The organism is Pseudomonas sp. 14P_8.1_Bac3 (assembly GCF_025466085.1).
In the GTDB taxonomy this organism is placed as follows: domain Bacteria; phylum Pseudomonadota; class Gammaproteobacteria; order Pseudomonadales; family Pseudomonadaceae; genus Aquipseudomonas.
The window spans coordinates 21,274-39,041 of the sequence record NZ_JANLOD010000011.1; the positions used below are offsets into that span (position 1 = coordinate 21,274).

The following is a 17,768-nucleotide window of genomic DNA, read 5'->3' on the forward strand; positions in this document are numbered from 1 at the left end:
CGGGGTGAAAACGGGATGCTTGCCGGCGGTGCGGTCTTGAATATTGCGTGGTTCTCTCGGACGCCATCGCTGGCAAGCCAGCTCCTACAGGTTCTGTGTCGTTTGATGGAATCCGGATCACGCAAAACCCTGTAGGAGCCAGCTTGCTGGCGATGGACGTGAGACCGCTGCGGGGTGTCAGCTTTCCCGCGTTATCGTTAACGACCATCGTCGGAACGCCGCCCGGAGCGTGCTCGCTCCTACAGGGGGACTCCAAAACAAAAGGCCGACGTGGTGAGCGTCGGCCTTTTGTTTTCGATTGGGTCAGCTGTTCTGCGTCGCTTTGGCCTCCTGCATCTGCCGGGCTTTCTCCGTCAGCAGGGCCTTTTCTTCCGGGCTCATGGTGTCCAGCCGCAACCTGACCTGGGCGATTTTTTCCAGTTGTCCCGGGCTGCTCTCCCGAGCGCGCAACTCCAGCGCCAGACCCGCCACGCTCGGGTGATCGAAGACCAGCCCCGGTTGAATCTCGCACTGCAACAACTTGCGGATGCCCGCCACCAACTTGATCACTAACAACGAGTGACCACCGGCCGCAAAGAAGTCCCGATCAACGCCCAGGCGCGGGATGCCGAGCAATTGCGCCATGCGCGCCGCCAGCAACTGTTCGAGGGCGTCACGGGGTTCCAGGCCCGCATCATCCACCGACACGGTGCCCAGTTGCTGCAACGCCTTGCGATCGATCTTGCCGTTGGCCAGTCGCGGAAAGCTGTCAATTGACCGGATCTGCTGCGGCAGCATCACGCTCGGCAGACGCAACGCCAGTTCGCCGTGAAGACCGTCGAGCCAATCGGCTGAAGGCGTCTGTTGTGGCACGACAAAAGCGAGCATGCCCTCCTCCACCGTGGCACACGGCAGCACCAGGGCTTGCGCGACTTGCGGCAGCTTCAGCAACTCGGCTTCGACCTCAGCCAGTTCGATGCGGAAACCACGCACCTTGATCTGCTGGTCGCGCCGCCCCTGCAACTGGATCGCCAGGTCCGGGCGATAGCGCGCCAGATCGCCGGTGCGGTACAGCCGCTCCGTGGCATCGAACGGGCTCTGAATGAACACCTGCGCATCCGCCTCGGCGTTGATATAGCCCCGGCACAATTGCGCACCGCCCAGGTACAACTCGCCCAACATACCAACCGGGGCCAGCTGCAGATCCTCGTCCAGCACGTAGACCTGATTGTTGCCCAGCACCTGACTGAGCGCGGCAGTGTCTTGGCCATTTGAATTCAGCGGATGAACCAGCACTCCTACCGTCGCTTCGGTCGGACCGTAGTGGTTGAACACCCGGCAGTCGCTGCGCAATCGAGCGATGCGCGTGATCAGTGCCGGGGCGATGGGTTCACCGCCAAGGATCAGCGTCCGAGGCAGTTGCGCCTGCTCGCTGTCGAGCAACGCGCCCAGATGCGAGGGAACGATCTTCAGGCAATCGATCGCCTGCTGTTGCAAGAAGGCTGCGAACAACGCGCTGTCCTGCATCTGCTCGTCGCTGGCGACATGCAGGGTGGCGCCGTTGAACAACGCACCGAACAACGCCGTGTTGCCCAGGTCCGCGGCCACGGTGGAGGTGAAGCCGACCTGTTTGCACTGATCCAGCCCCAGCGCCTCGCTGACCTGAGCGGTGTAGTTGAGCAGTTGTCGATGCTCGATCACCACGCCTTTGGGCACCCCGGTGGAGCCCGAGGTGAACAGCACGTAGGCAGCGTCCTCGCCCTGGGTATCAAGCTCAAGGGTGGACGTCGGCGCCGATTGCAGCAACTGCTTGAAGGTGGTCACCGGCAACGCCGCGTCCCGCCACTGATCCGCATGCAGGGCATCGATCAGCAACAGGCCGGCACCCGCCTGCTCCAGCATCAGGGCCTGACGCGCCACGGGCCACTGCGGGTCCAACGGTAAATAGGCCGCGCCCACTTGCCAGGCCGCCAACATCGCCACCACCAGTTCAGCCGAACGCGGCAGTGCCAGCGCGACAATCGAACCACGCCCCAAACCCTGGGTGTGAAGTGAACCCGCCAACGCCGCAACCTGCGCCTGCAATTGGCCGTAGCTCAGGCGTTGCCCGGCGTCGGTCAAGGCAATCGCGTCCGGGGTGACGCGGGCGTGCTCGGCAATGCGTTGCGGCAAATAACGAGCGTCCAAAAGACGCGGTGCCGGATTGATCGCCAGCAAGCGCCGCTGCTCCTCGGCGCCCAGCGGCGACAGCCGGCGCAGCTCGGTGTGGGGCTCGGCGACGATGGCCGCCAGCAACACTTCGAACTGGGTGATCAGGCCTTCAATGGCCTGGACCGTATAGCGTGGCGTAGCGAATTGAAGGTGCAACGCGAGTGGATTGCCGACATCGTCCAGCTCGGCCTGCAACAGCAATTCAAAACTCGATTCCGGCAAAGGGTGCTCACTGGGCAACCATTGCAGCGCGCCCGCCGTTTGCGGACGCGGCGCATGCCATTCGGCAAAACCATACGCCGGCCGGGCCGCCGCTGGCGCCAGCTCGGGCGTCCAGTATTCCTGCCAGGTGCGGTGTAGATCCAGACGCGCCGCCAGTTCGGCCACCCAGTTATCGAACGATGTAGTCGCAGCCAGCGAGAGATTCAGCGGCAAGCTTCTTTCGAAGACGCCGACAGCCTCGGCGAAATACTCGTAATCAGCGCGGCTGTCATGCCGTATACCAACCAGCATCTGCTCGCGCCCGCTCAACCGTCCCAACAACAACCACCACGCCGCTTGCATCACCATGCCCGGCGATTGCTGCAGCGCAGCGGCGACCTGCTGCAAACCGCTACGCAACGCGGGTTCCAGAGCGGCGGTCAAGCATGCCGGCGACGAGTCAATTGCTGAACGCCGATACGCCAGCCAAGGACTCGACAGCTCGACATCCGCGCCTTGCAGATGATCCTGCCAATAGGCCCGGGCACTCGCGGCATCCTCGTCGAGCACCACTTCGCTGCGCCATTCCAGGTACTGCGTGAACTCACCCGGCGCATCTTCGTTCTCGGCCAGCCTCTGTTCGTACGCCAACCGCATCTGCTGATAAACCAGCTGCAAGCCACGTTCATCGACACTGTGCCGGGCCACGCCCAGCACCAGTTTCCAGTGAGCGTCTGCCAGGCGGAACAACACCGCCTGGGCGTTCTCCGACTCACCGACAACGAAGGAGCGCGCCGCCCATTCCGCGACTTGCGCCTCAATGTCCGCCACCGTTTCGACCCGTGGCTGCACCGTTAACGGAAAGCGCTCGGCCCCCGCAACGAACTGCCGAAGGCCATGGAATCCGGCCGCTTTGCCCAGCCGCGAGATCAGCATCGGTTGTTGCGCCAGCAGCGCATCCAGTGCCCGTTGCAGGCGCTGCGGATCGAGCTCACCTTGGATATCGAGCACCATGAAGTGCAGCACATCAGCGCAGGCCGGGGCCTTGGGCAACTGTTCCAGTAAACGTTGCTGTTCAGGCGTCAAGGCGTAGCCCAGGTCCTGCGGGTCCATCGATACCTCGTTCATGCGCCGGTTTCCTCGGTGTTCATTGCGTCCAGAGCGCTGTGGTCGAACATGTCGCCCATGGCCACGACGATCTTGCGTGGGCCTTCGTACGGATCGCGGGCGTGGGCCACGAGCATGTTGTCCAGCAGGATCGCGTCGCCTTTCTGCCAGTCGAAGCGCACCGCGCATTCCTCGTACAACTCACCGATGCGCTGCATCACCTCGTCTTCGATGGGTGTGCCGTCGCCGTAGAACACGTGGCGCGGCATGCGCTCCAGGCCGAACATCGCCAGCAGGTCTTCGCGCACATCTGGCTCCAGCCAGTAGATGTGATGCAGCTGCACCTGATTGAAGAAGGATTTGGCGCCGGTGACCGGGTGCCGGATGATCGCCGGGCCCGGAGTACGGGTCTGCAATTCATCGTTGTCGAGCCAGCGCCATTCGATGCCACCGGCCCGGCAGCGGGCCTCGACTTCGGCGCGGTCGTCGGTCTTGAAGAAGTGCTGCCACGACACGTCGAGCTTGTCGGTGAAGGTGCGCACGTACAGCAAGCCCTTGTCCTCGAAGGTGTCACGCAGGTCCGCCGGCAGTTTTTCGTACATCAACCGGCAATCGACCACTGGCGTTGCACCGCCCGACAACGAGGGTTGCTCGCAATAGAACATCTGCTTGCGCGGCCAGCGATCCTGGTGCGAACTCTCGTTATGAAACAGGATCATCTTGCGTTCCGGGTACGGCGTGGAGCGGTAGGTGTTCTTGCCGCCCTCCTTCTTCGGCAGGTCGCCGTACTGACCATACAGGCCCGGCTGGATGGCTTCGGCGAAAGCCTCGAAACCCTGGATGCCGTCCAGTTGAAAACCGCGGAACAGAATGCCGGCGTGTTCGGCGAGTTTCTGCTCGATCAATGGCCGGTTCTGCTTGATCCATTCGATCAGGTCCAGGTGCGATTCGCTTGGTTCCAGCAACAAGGGAAACGGCTGCGGCGCGGCCAGCAGCGACTCACGCACCGGAGCTGGCCGGGCCTTGGTGACCGTGGTCGCGGAACGCTTGAGAAATTTGCCGAGTTTGTCGGCCTTCGGTCCGGGCGCGGCGGGTCTGGCGGCCACGGCTAATGGTTCGACGGGCATGCTGATAGCTCCCAATTGAATGTCCTGATCAGCGACGATCTGTTCCAACAGAGCTATCCAGGCCTGCACCAGGTGCTGAATGCGCTCTTGTCCGAACAAGGTTGTGGCGAATTGCCAGGTCCCCAGCAATTGCCCTTCTTCTTCGTCAACGAACAGCGCCATGTCGAATTTAGAATGGGTCTCCAGGGCCGGTAGCGTTTCCACGCTCAAACCGCCCATGGCCCGGGTCTGGCCCGGCAGGTTGTTCATCACGAACAGCACCTGCACCAGCGGGTTCATGCCCTTGTGTCGCGGCAGTCCCGAGGCGTCGACGATCATGTCGAACGGCAGGTCCTGATGTTCCAGCGCGCTGAGCAGGGCTTCCTGGGTCCGGGTGAGGAATGTCGAGAACGGTAGGGCGGCGTCGAAGCGCGAACGCAACGGCAGGACGTTGACGAAGAAGCCGATCAGCCGTTCGAGTTCCGGCTGTTGGCGACCGGCCACGTCGGCACCGATCAGCACGTCTGCCGCGCCACTGACCTGGTGCAGCAACACCTGGAAGGACGCCAGCAGCGTGCTGTACACGGTAACGCCAGCGTCCCTCGCACGTTGCCGCAAAGCGCGGGTCAGCTCGTGGGTGAGACGGAACTGCAGCGCATCGCCTGCAAACGACGCCACCGGTCCCCGTGGCGTGTCCAGTGGCAGCGGCAACTGCCCGCTGTAGCCCGCGAGCTGCTCTTTCCAGTACCCGGCCTGTTGCCCGAGAACACCCTGCTCCTCGAGTGCCTGTTGCCACAGGGCGAAGTCGGAATACTGCACCTCCAGCGCCGGCAATGGCGTCGGATCGTCGGCTCTGGCGCGGTCGTAGATCTGCACCAGTTCATTGATCAGCACGCCCATCGACCAGCCGTCGGAAATGATGTGGTGCATGCAGAACAGCATCACATGCTCGTTCGGCCCCAGATGGAGGATGCGCCCGCGCCACAGCGGCGCCTGCTGCAGATCGATCGGGGTTCGCGCATTGTCCAGCGCAGCTTGCGCCACGTGTTCTTCCTGGGCACTGCGCGACAGTGCGGACAGATCGGTCACCGGGAAATCGACCTCGACCTGTTCGGCGATCAAGGCGATCGGGTCGCCTTCATCGTCCTGCGAGTACGCCGTGCGCAGCACTTCATGGCGGCGCACCACCTCGGCAAAGCTGCCCAGCAGATGCTCGATCGACAACTCGCCGCGCAGCCGCAACGCCATCGGCATGCCATAGGCCGAGGTGCCAGCGGACAATTGCTCGGCGATCCACAGGCGGCGTTGTACCAGCGACAGCGGCGCAACGGCTTTGCTGCCGTGAGCCTTGAGCGGAGGCATCTCGATCACCGGCCTGGCCTGCTCCTGCATCCACGCCGCCAGCTCCTGGAGCCGCGGATGGCTGAACAGGTCGCGCAGGTTCAGCGGGCAATCGCTGAGTTTGCGCAGGCGCGACACCGCCTGGGTCGCCAGCAGCGAATGCCCGCCGAGTTCGAAGAAGTGATCGTTGCGTCCGACCTGCTCCAGCTCCAGCACCTCCTGCCAGACCGTGGCGATGTGCTGTTCCAGCGCGCCGACCGGGGCGACAAAATCGCCGCTCGGCAGCGTGGCATCGACTCGCGGCAAGGCCTTGCGATCGATCTTGCCGTTGGGGCTCATCGGCAGGGTTTCCAGCAGCAACACATGGGCCGGCACCATGTAATCCGGCAGGCTGGCGCGCAGGCGCGCCTTGAGGTCGTCGCGCAGAAGCGCCTGGGCCGCCGCGTCGCCGCGGGCCAGCGCCGGGTCATCGAATGCGACGTAAGCGACCAGTTGCTGACCGATCACCGCCGGTTGCGCCACCACCAGCGCCTGACGCACCGACGGTGCCTGCAGCAGATGGGTTTCGATTTCGCCGAGTTCGATGCGGAAGCCGCGAATCTTCACCTGATGATCGAGACGTCCGGCGTAGTCGATCAGGCCGTCGGGGCGATACCGCGCCAGGTCACCGGTGCGGTACAAACGACCACCGCCGACCGGGTCGAACGGATCGGGAATGAAGCGCTCGGCGGTCAGGTCCGGCCGGTTGAAGTACCCCCGGGCCAGCAAGTCGCCGCCAATCACCAGCTCACCGACCACACCGACCGGTGCCGGTTGGCCGTGGATGTCCAGCACATGCAGCCCTCTGCCCTGCAACGCATGGCCGATCGGCATGGTCGCCGGCAACGGTCGATGGCCCAGCGCGTAATCGCTGCAATCGAGTTCGGTGGCGCTGACCGCGGCTTCGGTCGGGCCGTAGGTGTTGAGCAGGCGCACGTGGCCGAGGCCGGCCTTGGCCCAGGTGGCGACACCTTCCGGCGGCATTGCTTCGCCACCGACGCTCACCAGGCGCAGCTGGCCGTAGTCGCGCGGCGCGCTGGCGGCGAAGTCCTTGACCAGCATGTTCCAGTAGGCCGTGGTCAGGTCGCTGACCGTGATCTGTTTGTCCAGCAGCTCGCGGTGCCAGATTTCGCTGTCCCAGACGTCCGGACCGCGCAGCACCACCGACGCGCCGCAGATCAGCGGTGGATAAAGCTGCTCGACGAAGGCATCGAAGTTGAACGTGGCGAATTGCAAGGCGCGATCCGCGGCACTCAGGCCATGGAAGCCCACCGTCACCTGGGCATGTCGCGACAGTGCCGAATGGTCGATGGCCACGCCTTTTGGCCGTCCGGTGGAGCCGGAGGTGAACATCACGTAGGCGAGGTTCTGCGGGCTGCAGCCAACGGACAGATTGTCGTCCTGCTGCGGCCACACCAACTGATCGAGGCTGAGCACGGTCACGTTTTCCGTGGCCGGCAGCGCGCCTTGCAAATGGCTCTGGGTCAGCAACACCCGCAGGCCGCTGTCCTCGATCATTGCACCGAGACGATCGGCCGGGTACTCCGGATCCAGCGGCACATATGCGCCACCGGCCTTTAGCACCGCCAGCAGGCTGACGATCATCTGCGGCGAACGCTCGACCGCGATCCCCACCAATACGTCAGGCGCGACCCCATGCTGCACCAGCACCCGCGCCAACCGGTTGGCCTGGGCGTTGAGCGCGGCGTAGGTCAGGTGTTGATCGTTGTAGATCAACGCCAGCGCATTCGGAGTCTTCGTCACCTGACGTTCGAACAGCTGCTGCACGCAGTGCTCGTCATCCGGTTGCCGCAGCACATCGCGCAGCGCCACCGGCACCAGGGTTAACTCACCGAGGCAACGCTCGACCGGTGCCTGCACCATTTGCTGCAAGAGCTGGTCGAGCCCTGTCGCCAGTTGCTCGATCACCGCGCCGTCGAACTGCTGACGGTTGTAGCTGAACTGCAACGACAGCTGCTCGCCGAGCATGATCGACAGCGTCAGCGGGTAGTTGGTCTGCTCGAAGTTCGCCACCTCGCCAAAACGCAGGTCCTGCGACGCGCCCTGCTGCAAGGCGTCGGCAATCGGGTAGTTCTCGAACACCAGGATGTTGTCGAACAGTGCTTCACCGCCCTGCCCGGCCCAACGCTGGATGTCGAACAGCGGCGTATGTTCCTGTTCGCGCAGCAACAGGTTCTGCGCCTGCACTTGCTGCAACCACTGTTGCAACGGCTGCTCGGCGCGGGGGCTGGCGATCACCGGCAGGGTGTTGATGAACAGACCGATCTGCTGTTCGACGCCGTTCAACTGCGCCGGACGCCCGGAGACCGTGGCGCCGAAACTCACCGTGTCCTGCCCGGTGCAACGCTGCAACAGCAGCAGCCAGGCGGCCTGCACCAGGGTGTTGGCGGTGACTTTTTGTGCTCTGGAAAACTGATTGAGGCCGGCGGTGCGTTCGGTGTCCAGGTTGAGGAAATACTCACCCTGACCCGCCCCGTCGCTGGCGCTGTGAACCAGCGCCTTGGCCAGGAAGGTCGGCTCTTCGTAACCCGACAACTGGCCCTTCCAGAAATCTTCGCTGACGTGAGCGTCCTGGCGTGCCAGCCACTCGATGTAGTCGCGGAAACGCCCGGCCATGAGCGCCGGGGCTTGGCCGTTGTAGCGTTGCAGCACATCGCCCAGCAACTGCGAATTGCTCCAGCCGTCCATCAGGATGTGATGGCTGGTGTAGATCAGGTGATGACGCTCGGCGCCGACGTGCACCACCGTCAATCGCAGTAACGGCGCGGCGCGCAGGTCGAAGCCCTGCTGCCGTTGTTCGGTCGCCAGGTCGGACAGCGCCTGAGGCAGATCGTCGCGGCCACGCCAGTCGAGGACGCTGAACGGCACACGCAGATCCTTGTGGATCACTTGCAGCGGACGCGGCAATTCACCGTCCCAGACAAAACTGCTGCGCAACACATCATGGGCGTCCATGGCGGCTTGCCAGGCGTCACGGAAGCGCTCGAACTGCAGACCGTCGACGTCCACGCACAGCTGATTGATGTAGTCGCCGGACTGTTGCTCGAAGAGGGTGTGGAACAGCATGCCCTGCTGCATCGGTGACAGCGGGTAAATGTCTTCGATCTGACGCGGGATGAGCACCAGACCGTCTAGCTGCTGTTGCGTCAGGCCGGCCAACGGGAAGTCGGACGGGGTCAGGCCTTGATGTGAAGGCTTGCAGCAGTGTTCGATCAAGCGCTCCAGTTCACGGGCGTAGGCCTGGGCCAATTGCTCGATGGTCGATTCATCGAACATCTGGCCGCTGAACGTCCAGCTGATGTTCAATTCGCCGGCATACACCCGGCCGTTCAGGGTCAGCCAGTTATCCAGCGTGGCCAGCGGGCTCTGGTTGGCGCCCGTGGACTCGCTGGCCGGGTTCAACAGCGCGCCGGCGTCTTTGGCAAACGCGGCGTCGAACTGACCGAGGTAGTTGAAGGTGATGCGCGGCACCGGCAGCGCTTTGAGTGCCTGTCGGGTCGTGTCGTTGCCGAGATAGCGCAACACGCCGAAACCGAGGCCCTTGTCGGGGATCGCCCGCAGTTGCTCCTTGATCGCCTTGATCGAGGCACCGACATCCCTCGCCGGAGTCAGGCGCACCGGGAACAGGCTGGTGAACCAGCCGACGCTGCGGCTCAGGTCGAGCTCGTCGAACAACGCCTCGCGACCGTGGCCCTCAAGCTGAATCAGGGTCGAGGCGTCGCCCGTCCAGTCGCCCATCACCCGCGCCAGGGCAGTCAGCAGCAGGTCATTGATCTGCGTGCGGTAGGCGGCGGGCGTTTCCTGCAACAGCTTGCGCGTCTGCTCTTTGTCCAGCCGGGTCTGCACATGCAGGGCATGCCGATTGTGCAGCTCGCCCTGCGGCCGGTCACACGGCAGGTCTTGAGGCGCGCCCTTCAACTGCTCGGTCCAGAACCCCAGTTGAGCCTGCATCGACGCGCTGTCGGCCTGCATCTGCAAGCGCCGCGCCCAGGCCTGGGTGGCGCTGGTCTTGGCCGGCAACCTGAGCGGCTGACCCGCATGCAATTGCTCGTATGCCTGTTGCAGGTCTTCCAGCAGAATGCGCCACGACACACCGTCCACCACCAAGTGATGGATCACCAGCAACAAGCGCTGGCTGCCATCGGCCATGTTGGCCAGCACTGCGCGCAACAGCGGCCCGCTGGCCAGGTCGAGGCTGCGCTGGGCTTGCTCAGCCAGCTGTTCGAGGGTGGCGGCATCGGCGACATCCGCCCGCCACAACAACGGCGCCTGCTGGTGTTGTGCGGTCAACGAGCGATGCTCGGCAACCCAGGCGCCCTCCTGCGAAGTAAAGGCCAGACGCAACGCGTCATGATGCTCGACCAGCGCCTGCAACGCCTGTTGCAAATGCCCGGCATCCAGGGGTCGGGCGGACTTGAGCAGCACCGACTGGTTCCAGTGATGCGGCTCGGCAAGCTCGCGTTCGAAGAACAACTGCTGGAACGGCAACAGCGGCGTCTGCCCGGTCACCGCGCCCTGATCGATGCTCAAGGCGCCTTCGCCCATCGTGGCCACCGCTGCCAGGCTTTGCACGGTCTGGTGCAGGAACAGGTCTTTCGGGCTGAAGTGAATCCCGGCCTGGCGGGCGCGGCTGACCACCTGGATCGAAATGATCGAGTCGCCGCCCAGTTCGAAGAAGTTGTCGCTGATGCCCACTGGCGTGCGTCCGAGCACGCTTTGCCAGATCTCGACCAGCGTCCGTTCAATCGCCGTGATCGGTGCGCTGTAGGCGTGGCTGCTGACGCGGGTGTCGGCCTTCGGCAGCGCCTTGCGTTCCAGTTTGCCGTTGGGGCTGACCGGCATTTTTTCCAGCCACAGCCAATGCTGCGGCACCATGTAGTCCGGCAGACTCTGGCTCAGATGCGCCTTCAATGCCTGCTGCAGCGCCTGTCGTGTGGCGTCGTCGGCACCCAACAACGCCGCACGCTGTGGCACCACGTAGGCCACCAGCAGCGTGCCGTCCTGGGCGATGACCACGGTTTCGCGGACTTCATCGTGTTCGGCCAGACGCGCTTCGATCTCGCCCAGTTCGATGCGCAAGCCACGGATTTTCACCTGATGATCGATGCGCCCGGCGTATTCGATAACGCCGTCGGCGCGATAGCGCGCGAGGTCGCCGGTGCGATACAGACGTTCGCCCGAGCCGAACGGGCTGGTGACGAACCGCTCCGCCGTCAGCGACGGCCGACGGTGATAACCACGGGCCAGGCCTTCGCCCCCCAGGTACAGTTCACCGGTCACACCGACCGGCAACGGCGCCAGTTCGGCGTCGAGAATGTAGGTCGACAGGTTGGCAATCGGCTGGCCGATCGGCACCACGTCATGGCCTTCATCGACGCACGTCCAATGGGTGACGTCGATGGCCGCTTCGGTCGGGCCGTAGAGGTTGTACAGCCTGGCGTTCGGCAACTTGGCGAACACCTGTTGCTGGGCGTCCACCTGCAACGCTTCGCCACTGCAGACGATGCGGGTCAGGCTGGTGCAGGCGCCCACCGCCGGATCCTGGACGAACACCTGCAACATCGAGGGCACGAAGTGCAGCGTGGTGATCTGCTGTGCAGTAATCAGTTCGATCAATTGCGCCGGATCGCGGTGCGCGCCGGGGGCCGCGACCACCAGGGTCGAACCGGTCAGCAGCGGCCAGAAGAATTCCCACACCGACACGTCGAAACTGAACGGGGTCTTTTGCAGAACCTTGTCCGTCGCCTGCAGTTGATAGGCCTGCTGCATCCAGCACAAGCGGTTGACCAGCGCCGAATGACGGTTGGCCGCGCCTTTGGGTTTGCCGGTGGACCCGGAGGTGTAGATCACGTAGGCGAGGTTTTCGCCATCGAGTTGCTGTCGCGGGTTGGCGTCGCTGCGGCCGTCGAGCCAGTCGTCATCCTGATCCAGCACCAGGCTGCGAATGCCGGCGGGGATCGGCAATTGCCCGAGCAAATGGTTTTGCGTCAGCAGCAGTTCAATGCCGCTGTCGTCGAACATATAGGCCAGCCGCTCGGATGGGTATTCCGGGTCCAGCGGCACATAGGCGCCACCGGCCTTGAGGATCGCCAGCAGGCCGACGACCATTTCCACCGACCGCTCGACCGCAATGCCCACCCGCACATCGGGGCCGACGCCCTGTTCGATCAACAGGTCAGCCAATTGGTTGGCCCGGGCGTTGAGCGCCGCATAGCTCAAGCGTTGCTCGCCGAACACCAGCGCGCAGGCGTCAGGGGTCTTGTCGACCTGATCTTCGATCAGCCCATGCACCGGGCGCTGCAGCGGGTAGTCGGTGGCGGTGGCGTTCCAGCCCGCGACCATGCGCTGCCGCTCGCGCTCATCCAGCAGCGCCAGGTGTGCCACCGGACGGTTGACGTCGTCCACCAGGGCGCGCAGCAGGTTCAGCCAGTGCCGCCCCATGCGCTCAATGGTCGATGGTTCGAACAGGTCAGTGGCGTAGGTCAGCGAGGCGTGCAGACCTTGCGGGTTATCGCTGGTGTCGAGGGTCAGGTCGAATTGCGCGTTGCGGTGTGCCCAACTGAGGTTATCCAGTTCAAGGCCCGGCAATGCCGCGGCCATCGTCGATTCGGCTTCGCTGCGATGGTTGAACATCGCCTGGAACAACGGGCTGTGGCTGAGGTTGCGTTGCACCTGCAAGGCATCGACCAGTTGCTCGAACGGCAAGTCCTGATGCATCTGTGCCGCCAGCGCGGTGTGTTTGACCTGTTGCAGCAACTGTGCCGCCGTCAGCTCGCCGTCGAACTCGGCGCGCAACACCTGGGTGTTGACGAAGAAGCCGATCAGCCGCTCGGTTTCCAGGCGGTTACGGTTGGCAATCGGCACGCCGACGCGAATGTCCGCCTGACCGCTGTAGCGGTGCAGCAAGGTCTGGAACGAGCCCAGCAACAGCATGAACAGGGTGACGTTTTCGCGACGGGCCAAGGCTTTTAGCGACGTGGCCAGGCCATCGTCGATGGTGATCGGCGATCGCGCGCCACGGAAACTCTGTTGCGCCGGACGCGGATGATCGGTCGGCAGTTCGAGCAGCGGTTGCTCGCTACCCAGTTGCCGGGTCCAGTAGGCCAACTGGCGCTCGCGTTCACCGGCCGCCATCCATTGGCGCTGCCACACCGCGTAGTCGGCGTACTGCACCGGCAATGCCGGCAACTCGACTGCCGAATACAGCGCCATCAGGTCGTCGACCAGCACCTGCAACGACCAGGCGTCGGACACGATGTGATGCAGCGTCAGCACCAGCACGTGGTCCTGTTCGCCCACTTGCAACAGCACGCAACGCACCAGTGAACCGTCGAGCAGATCGAACGGGCGCTGGGTTTCTGCTTCAATAAAGGCCTTGATACTGGCCTCGTCGCCGCCCGGCAGGCGCTGCTCGCTGAAGCTCACTCGCCCTTGCGGCTGGATCACCTGCAAGGTGCGGCCGTCTTCCTCGATGAACGCCGTGCGCAGGCTTTCGTGGCGCTCGACCAACGCCTGAAGGGCACGCTGCAAGGCTTGTTTATCCAGCGTGCCGCGCAGGCGCAGAGCGGTGGGAATGTTGTACACGGCGCTGTGCGGGTCCATTTTCCACAGGAACCATTGGCGTTCCTGGGCAAACGACAACGCCAGCGGTTGATCTCGCGAAACGCGGCTCATCGGCGGTGGCTGCTCGCCCTGCCCGGCGTCCAGCGCCCGGACGAAATCCTGCAACACGCTGTGTTCGAACAGGCTGCGCAACGGCACCTGAATGTCCAGCACCCGACGCACCCGCGACACCACCTGCGTGACCAGCAGCGAGTGTCCGCCCAGTTCAAAGAAGTTGTCGGTCAAGCCGACGCGTTCGAGCTTGAGCACGTCTTGCCAGATCGTGGCGACCTGTTGCTCGCGCTCGCTTTGCGGTGCGATGTATTGCGCCTGCAACTGGCTGGCATCCACCGCCGGCAGGGCCTTGCGGTTGAGTTTGCCGTTCGGCGTCAACGGCAGGCATTCGATGAACAAAATGTGCGCCGGCACCATGAATTCCGGCAGGCACGCCTTGAGCGCAGCCTTGAGTTCATCACGCAGGCGCTGTTGCTCGTCTGCCGCATCAAGGTCCAGTTGCGGCGCGACCACGTAGGCCACCAGTTGCTGACTGCCGAGGGCTTCCTGGGCCAGCACCGCCACTTCGCGGACGCCTGATTGTTCAAGCAGCCGCGCTTCGATTTCCCCCAGTTCGATGCGGAAACCGCGGATCTTCACTTGATGGTCGATGCGCCCCAGGTATTCGAGCACGCCGTCAGGCCGATGCCGCGCCAGGTCACCGGTGCGGTACAGCCGCGAGCCGTTGCCGAACGGATCGGGCAGGAAACGCTCGGCGGTCAGCGCCGGGCGCGCGTGATACCCACGGGCCAGGCCATCGCCGCCGATCAGCAGTTCGCCGATGGCGCCCGCTGGATTCGGCATCAGCTCGTCGCCGAGGATGTACAGCGTGGTGTTGGCAATCGGTTGGCCGAGGAACGGCCGCGGGTGTTCGCGGGTCAGTTGCCAGGCCGCCGACCAGATGGTGGTTTCCGTCGGGCCATAGAGGTTCCAAACCTGCCCGGCCAGGGCGAGCATGCGTTGGGCCAGGTCATCGGCCAGCGCTTCACCGCCACAGAGGAATTTGCAGCCGCGCAGGATCGATGCCTGCTCGTGATCGAGCAGCATGCGCCAGGTCGACGGCGTGGCCTGCACGACGCTGACCTGCTGGTCCCGGATCATTTCCAGCAGCGCTTGCGGGTCCCGGGCGGTCTGTTTGTCCACCAGCACGACCTGCGCGCCGCAGAGCAACGGAGCGTAGATTTCCAGGCCGAAAATATCGAACGAGAAGGTGGTCAGCGACAGCATGCGGTCCTCGGCCACCAGCCCCGGCTCACGCACCATGCTGGTCACGAAGTTCACCAACGCCTGATGCCGCACCATCACGCCTTTGGGCTTGCCGGTAGAGCCAGAGGTGTAAATCGCATAGGCGAGGTGTTCGCCATCGACCGCCACCTGCGGATTCGCCTCGCTGTAGCCGTGGGCATGCGCACCCTGCGGATCGAGCACCAGGGTCTGGACGCCGTGCGGGATCGGCAACTGATCGAGCAGATGAGCCTGGGTCAGGAGCAATTGCAGGCCGCTGTCGTCGATCATGTGCGCCAGTCGGTCCTGCGGGTATTGCGGGTCCAGCGGCACGTACGCGCCGCCGGCCTTGAGAATGGCCAGCAAGCCAACGAGCATTTCCAGGCTGCGATCGACTGCAATGCCGACCAGTTGATCAGGGCCGATGCCTAGCTCGATCAGTCGATGAGCCAATCGATTGGCCTGACGGTTGAGCTGCGCGTAATCGAGGGATTGGCCGTCGAACACTAGCGCGGTGGCCTCTGGAGTGCGCAGGGCCTGGGCTTCGATCAACGCGTGGATGCAGCGGTCGCGCGGGTAGTCGGCGGCGCTGTGGTTCCAGTCCAGCAGCACGTGCTGTTGTTCGTGCAGGTCGAGCAACGCCAACTCGCCAATCCGTTGCTGCGGGTCGGCGACGATGCTGCCCAGCAGGTTTTGCCAATGCCGGGCCAGACGCTCGATGGTCGCGTGTTCGAACAGGTCGGTGGCGTAAGTCAACTGCGCACCGAGGCCTTCAGCACCGTCGAAGGTTTCCAGGGTCAGGTCGAATTGCGCCGTGCGCGCTGGCTGGTGCAGGTGACGAATCGTCAGCGCCGACGGATCGGCCGCCTGGGCATTGCGCGCCGCACCGCTGCTCTGGTGGTTGTACATGACCTGGAACAGCGGGCTGTAACTCAGGCTGCGTTCCGGTTGCAATGCTTCGACCAATTGCTCGAACGGCAAGTCCTGATGGGCCTGCGCCGCCATCGCCGTGTCCTTGACCTGGGACAGCAGCGTGCTGAAGCTGGCCTGTGGATCAAACTCGGTACGCAAGACCTGGGTGTTGACGAAGAAGCCGACGAGGCGCTCGGTTTCGACCCGGTTGCGGTTGGCGGTCGGCACGCCGACGCGGATGTCGGCCTGGCCGCTGTAGCGGTGCAGCAAGGTCTGGAACGACGCCAGCAACAGCATGAACAGGGTGACGTTCTGCGCCTTGGCCACGGCCCTGAGTTGTTCCGCCAGCGAGGCCGGCAACGCCAGTTCGACCCGCGCACCGCGCAGGCTCTGCACCGCCGGGCGCGGGTGATCGGCGGGCAGTTCCAGCACTGGATGTTCGTTGCCCAACTGCGCTTGCCAGTAGCCCAGCTGACGCTCGCGCTCGCCGGCCTCCATCCAGTGCCGTTGCCAGATGCCGTAGTCGGCGTACTGGATCGACAGCGGTGGCAGCGCCGCTTCCTGACCCTGACGATAAGCGCCGTACAGGTGCAGCAGCTCCTCGATCATGACCCGCATCGACCCGCCATCCGAAGCGATGTGGTGCTGGGTCAAGGTCAGCACATGGTCCCGGGCGTCGAGGCGCAGCAGGCTGACGCGCAGCAGCGGTCCGTTGATCAGGTCGAACGGCTGCGCGATCTGCGCGGCCACGAACGCGTCGATCCGCGCTTCGCTCGGCAGCGTCTGGTCCAGCGCCTGCACGTCGATCGTCAGCGGCATGTGCGGGTGAATCACCTGAACCGCCCGCTCATCCTGCTGCAGGAAGGTGGTGCGCAGGCTTTGATGGCGCTCGATCAGCGCATTGAAGGCGCGTTCGAGTGCCGCCACGTCGAGGTCGCCGTGCAAGCGCAGGGCGCTGGGAATGTTGTAGGCGGCGCTGTCCGGGTCCATCTGCCAGAGAAACCACTGGCGTTCCTGGGCAAAGGACAACGGCACCGGGTCGAAATGCGACTGGGTTTCGGGAATTGGCAAGTTGGCCGGCGACACCCCTTCTTCGAGCATCTTCTGCAGATACACCCTGCGCTTGTCGAGCGGCAAAGTAATGAAGCGCCGGGCGATCTTCAAAGCGACATTGGTATCCATCAAGCTTCCTCCATTTCGTCAAGCAGGGCGTCCAGCTTGCTCAGTTTCAACGTATCGACCTGCTCACCGGAGGTGGCCAGACGGCTGACGAAATCTGTCAGTACGGGGTATTGAAAAATCAGTTGCGGGGTCAGTTTCAGCCCCAGTTCGAGTTGCAGCCGCGACACCACATTGACCGCCAGCAGCGAGTGACCACCGAGCTCGAAGAAGTGGTCGTGCAGGCCGACGCGGTCCAGGTCCAGCACGTGCTGCCAGATCGCAGCGACCTGCCGTTCAAGCTCGCTGCGCGGCTCGACATAGCTGGCCTGCAACTGGCTGGCGTCCACCGCCGGCAGCGCCTTGCGATCGAGTTTGCCGTTGGGGGTCAACGGCAACTGCGCGATAAACAGCAGGTGGGCAGGCACCATGTAGTCGGGCAGGCTGTCCTTGAGTCGCGTCTTGAGTTCATCGCGCAGACGACGTTGGGCCTCGGCATCGTCGAGGGCCAGTGGGTCGGCAACCACATACGCCACCAGTTGCTGACCGCCGAGGGCTTCCTGGGCCAGCACCGCCACTTCGGCAACGCGCGGCTGTTGCAACAGGCGGGTTTCGATCTCGCTCAGCTCGATGCGGAAACCGCGGATCTTCACTTGATGGTCGATGCGCCCGCGGTACTCGATCACGCCGTTGGCCTGGTAGCGGGTCAGGTCGCCGGTGCGGTACATGCGCTCGCCATTCGTGGCGAACGGGTTCGGCACGTATTTTTCGGCGGTCATTGCCGCACGGCCCAGGTAGCCACGGCTGATGCCG

At 64.0% G+C, this 17,768-nt stretch carries 3 protein-coding genes; all 3 read right to left on the reverse strand.

Annotation, left to right across the window (positions count from 1 at the left end; all coding sequences use genetic code 11):
• Positions 1-303: 303 nt before the first annotated feature.
• Positions 304-3,519 carry a non-ribosomal peptide synthetase gene (locus NTD84_RS04575; RefSeq protein WP_262163817.1) on the reverse strand — a complete coding sequence of 1,072 codons (3,216 nt, stop codon included), beginning with the start codon at positions 3,517-3,519 and terminating at the stop codon, positions 304-306.
• Complete coding sequence (locus NTD84_RS04580; RefSeq protein WP_262163818.1) at positions 3,516-16,979, reverse strand: non-ribosomal peptide synthase/polyketide synthase; 13,464 nt, start codon at positions 16,977-16,979, stop codon at positions 3,516-3,518. The genes NTD84_RS04575 and NTD84_RS04580 overlap by 4 nt, the downstream gene beginning before the upstream one ends.
• On the reverse strand, positions 16,979-17,768 hold a 790-nt coding region (locus tag NTD84_RS04585; RefSeq protein WP_262163819.1), incomplete at its 5' end, for an AMP-binding enzyme. The genes NTD84_RS04580 and NTD84_RS04585, both read right to left, overlap by 1 nt.

Excerpts from the sequence above, each read along its gene's own strand:
- NTD84_RS04575 (WP_262163817.1), bottom strand. The coding sequence starts at position 3,519 with ATGAACGAGGTATCGATGGACCCGCAGGACCTGGGCTACGCCTTGACG.
- NTD84_RS04580 (WP_262163818.1), bottom strand. The coding sequence starts at position 16,979 with ATGGATACCAATGTCGCTTTGAAGATCGCCCGGCGCTTCATTACTTTG.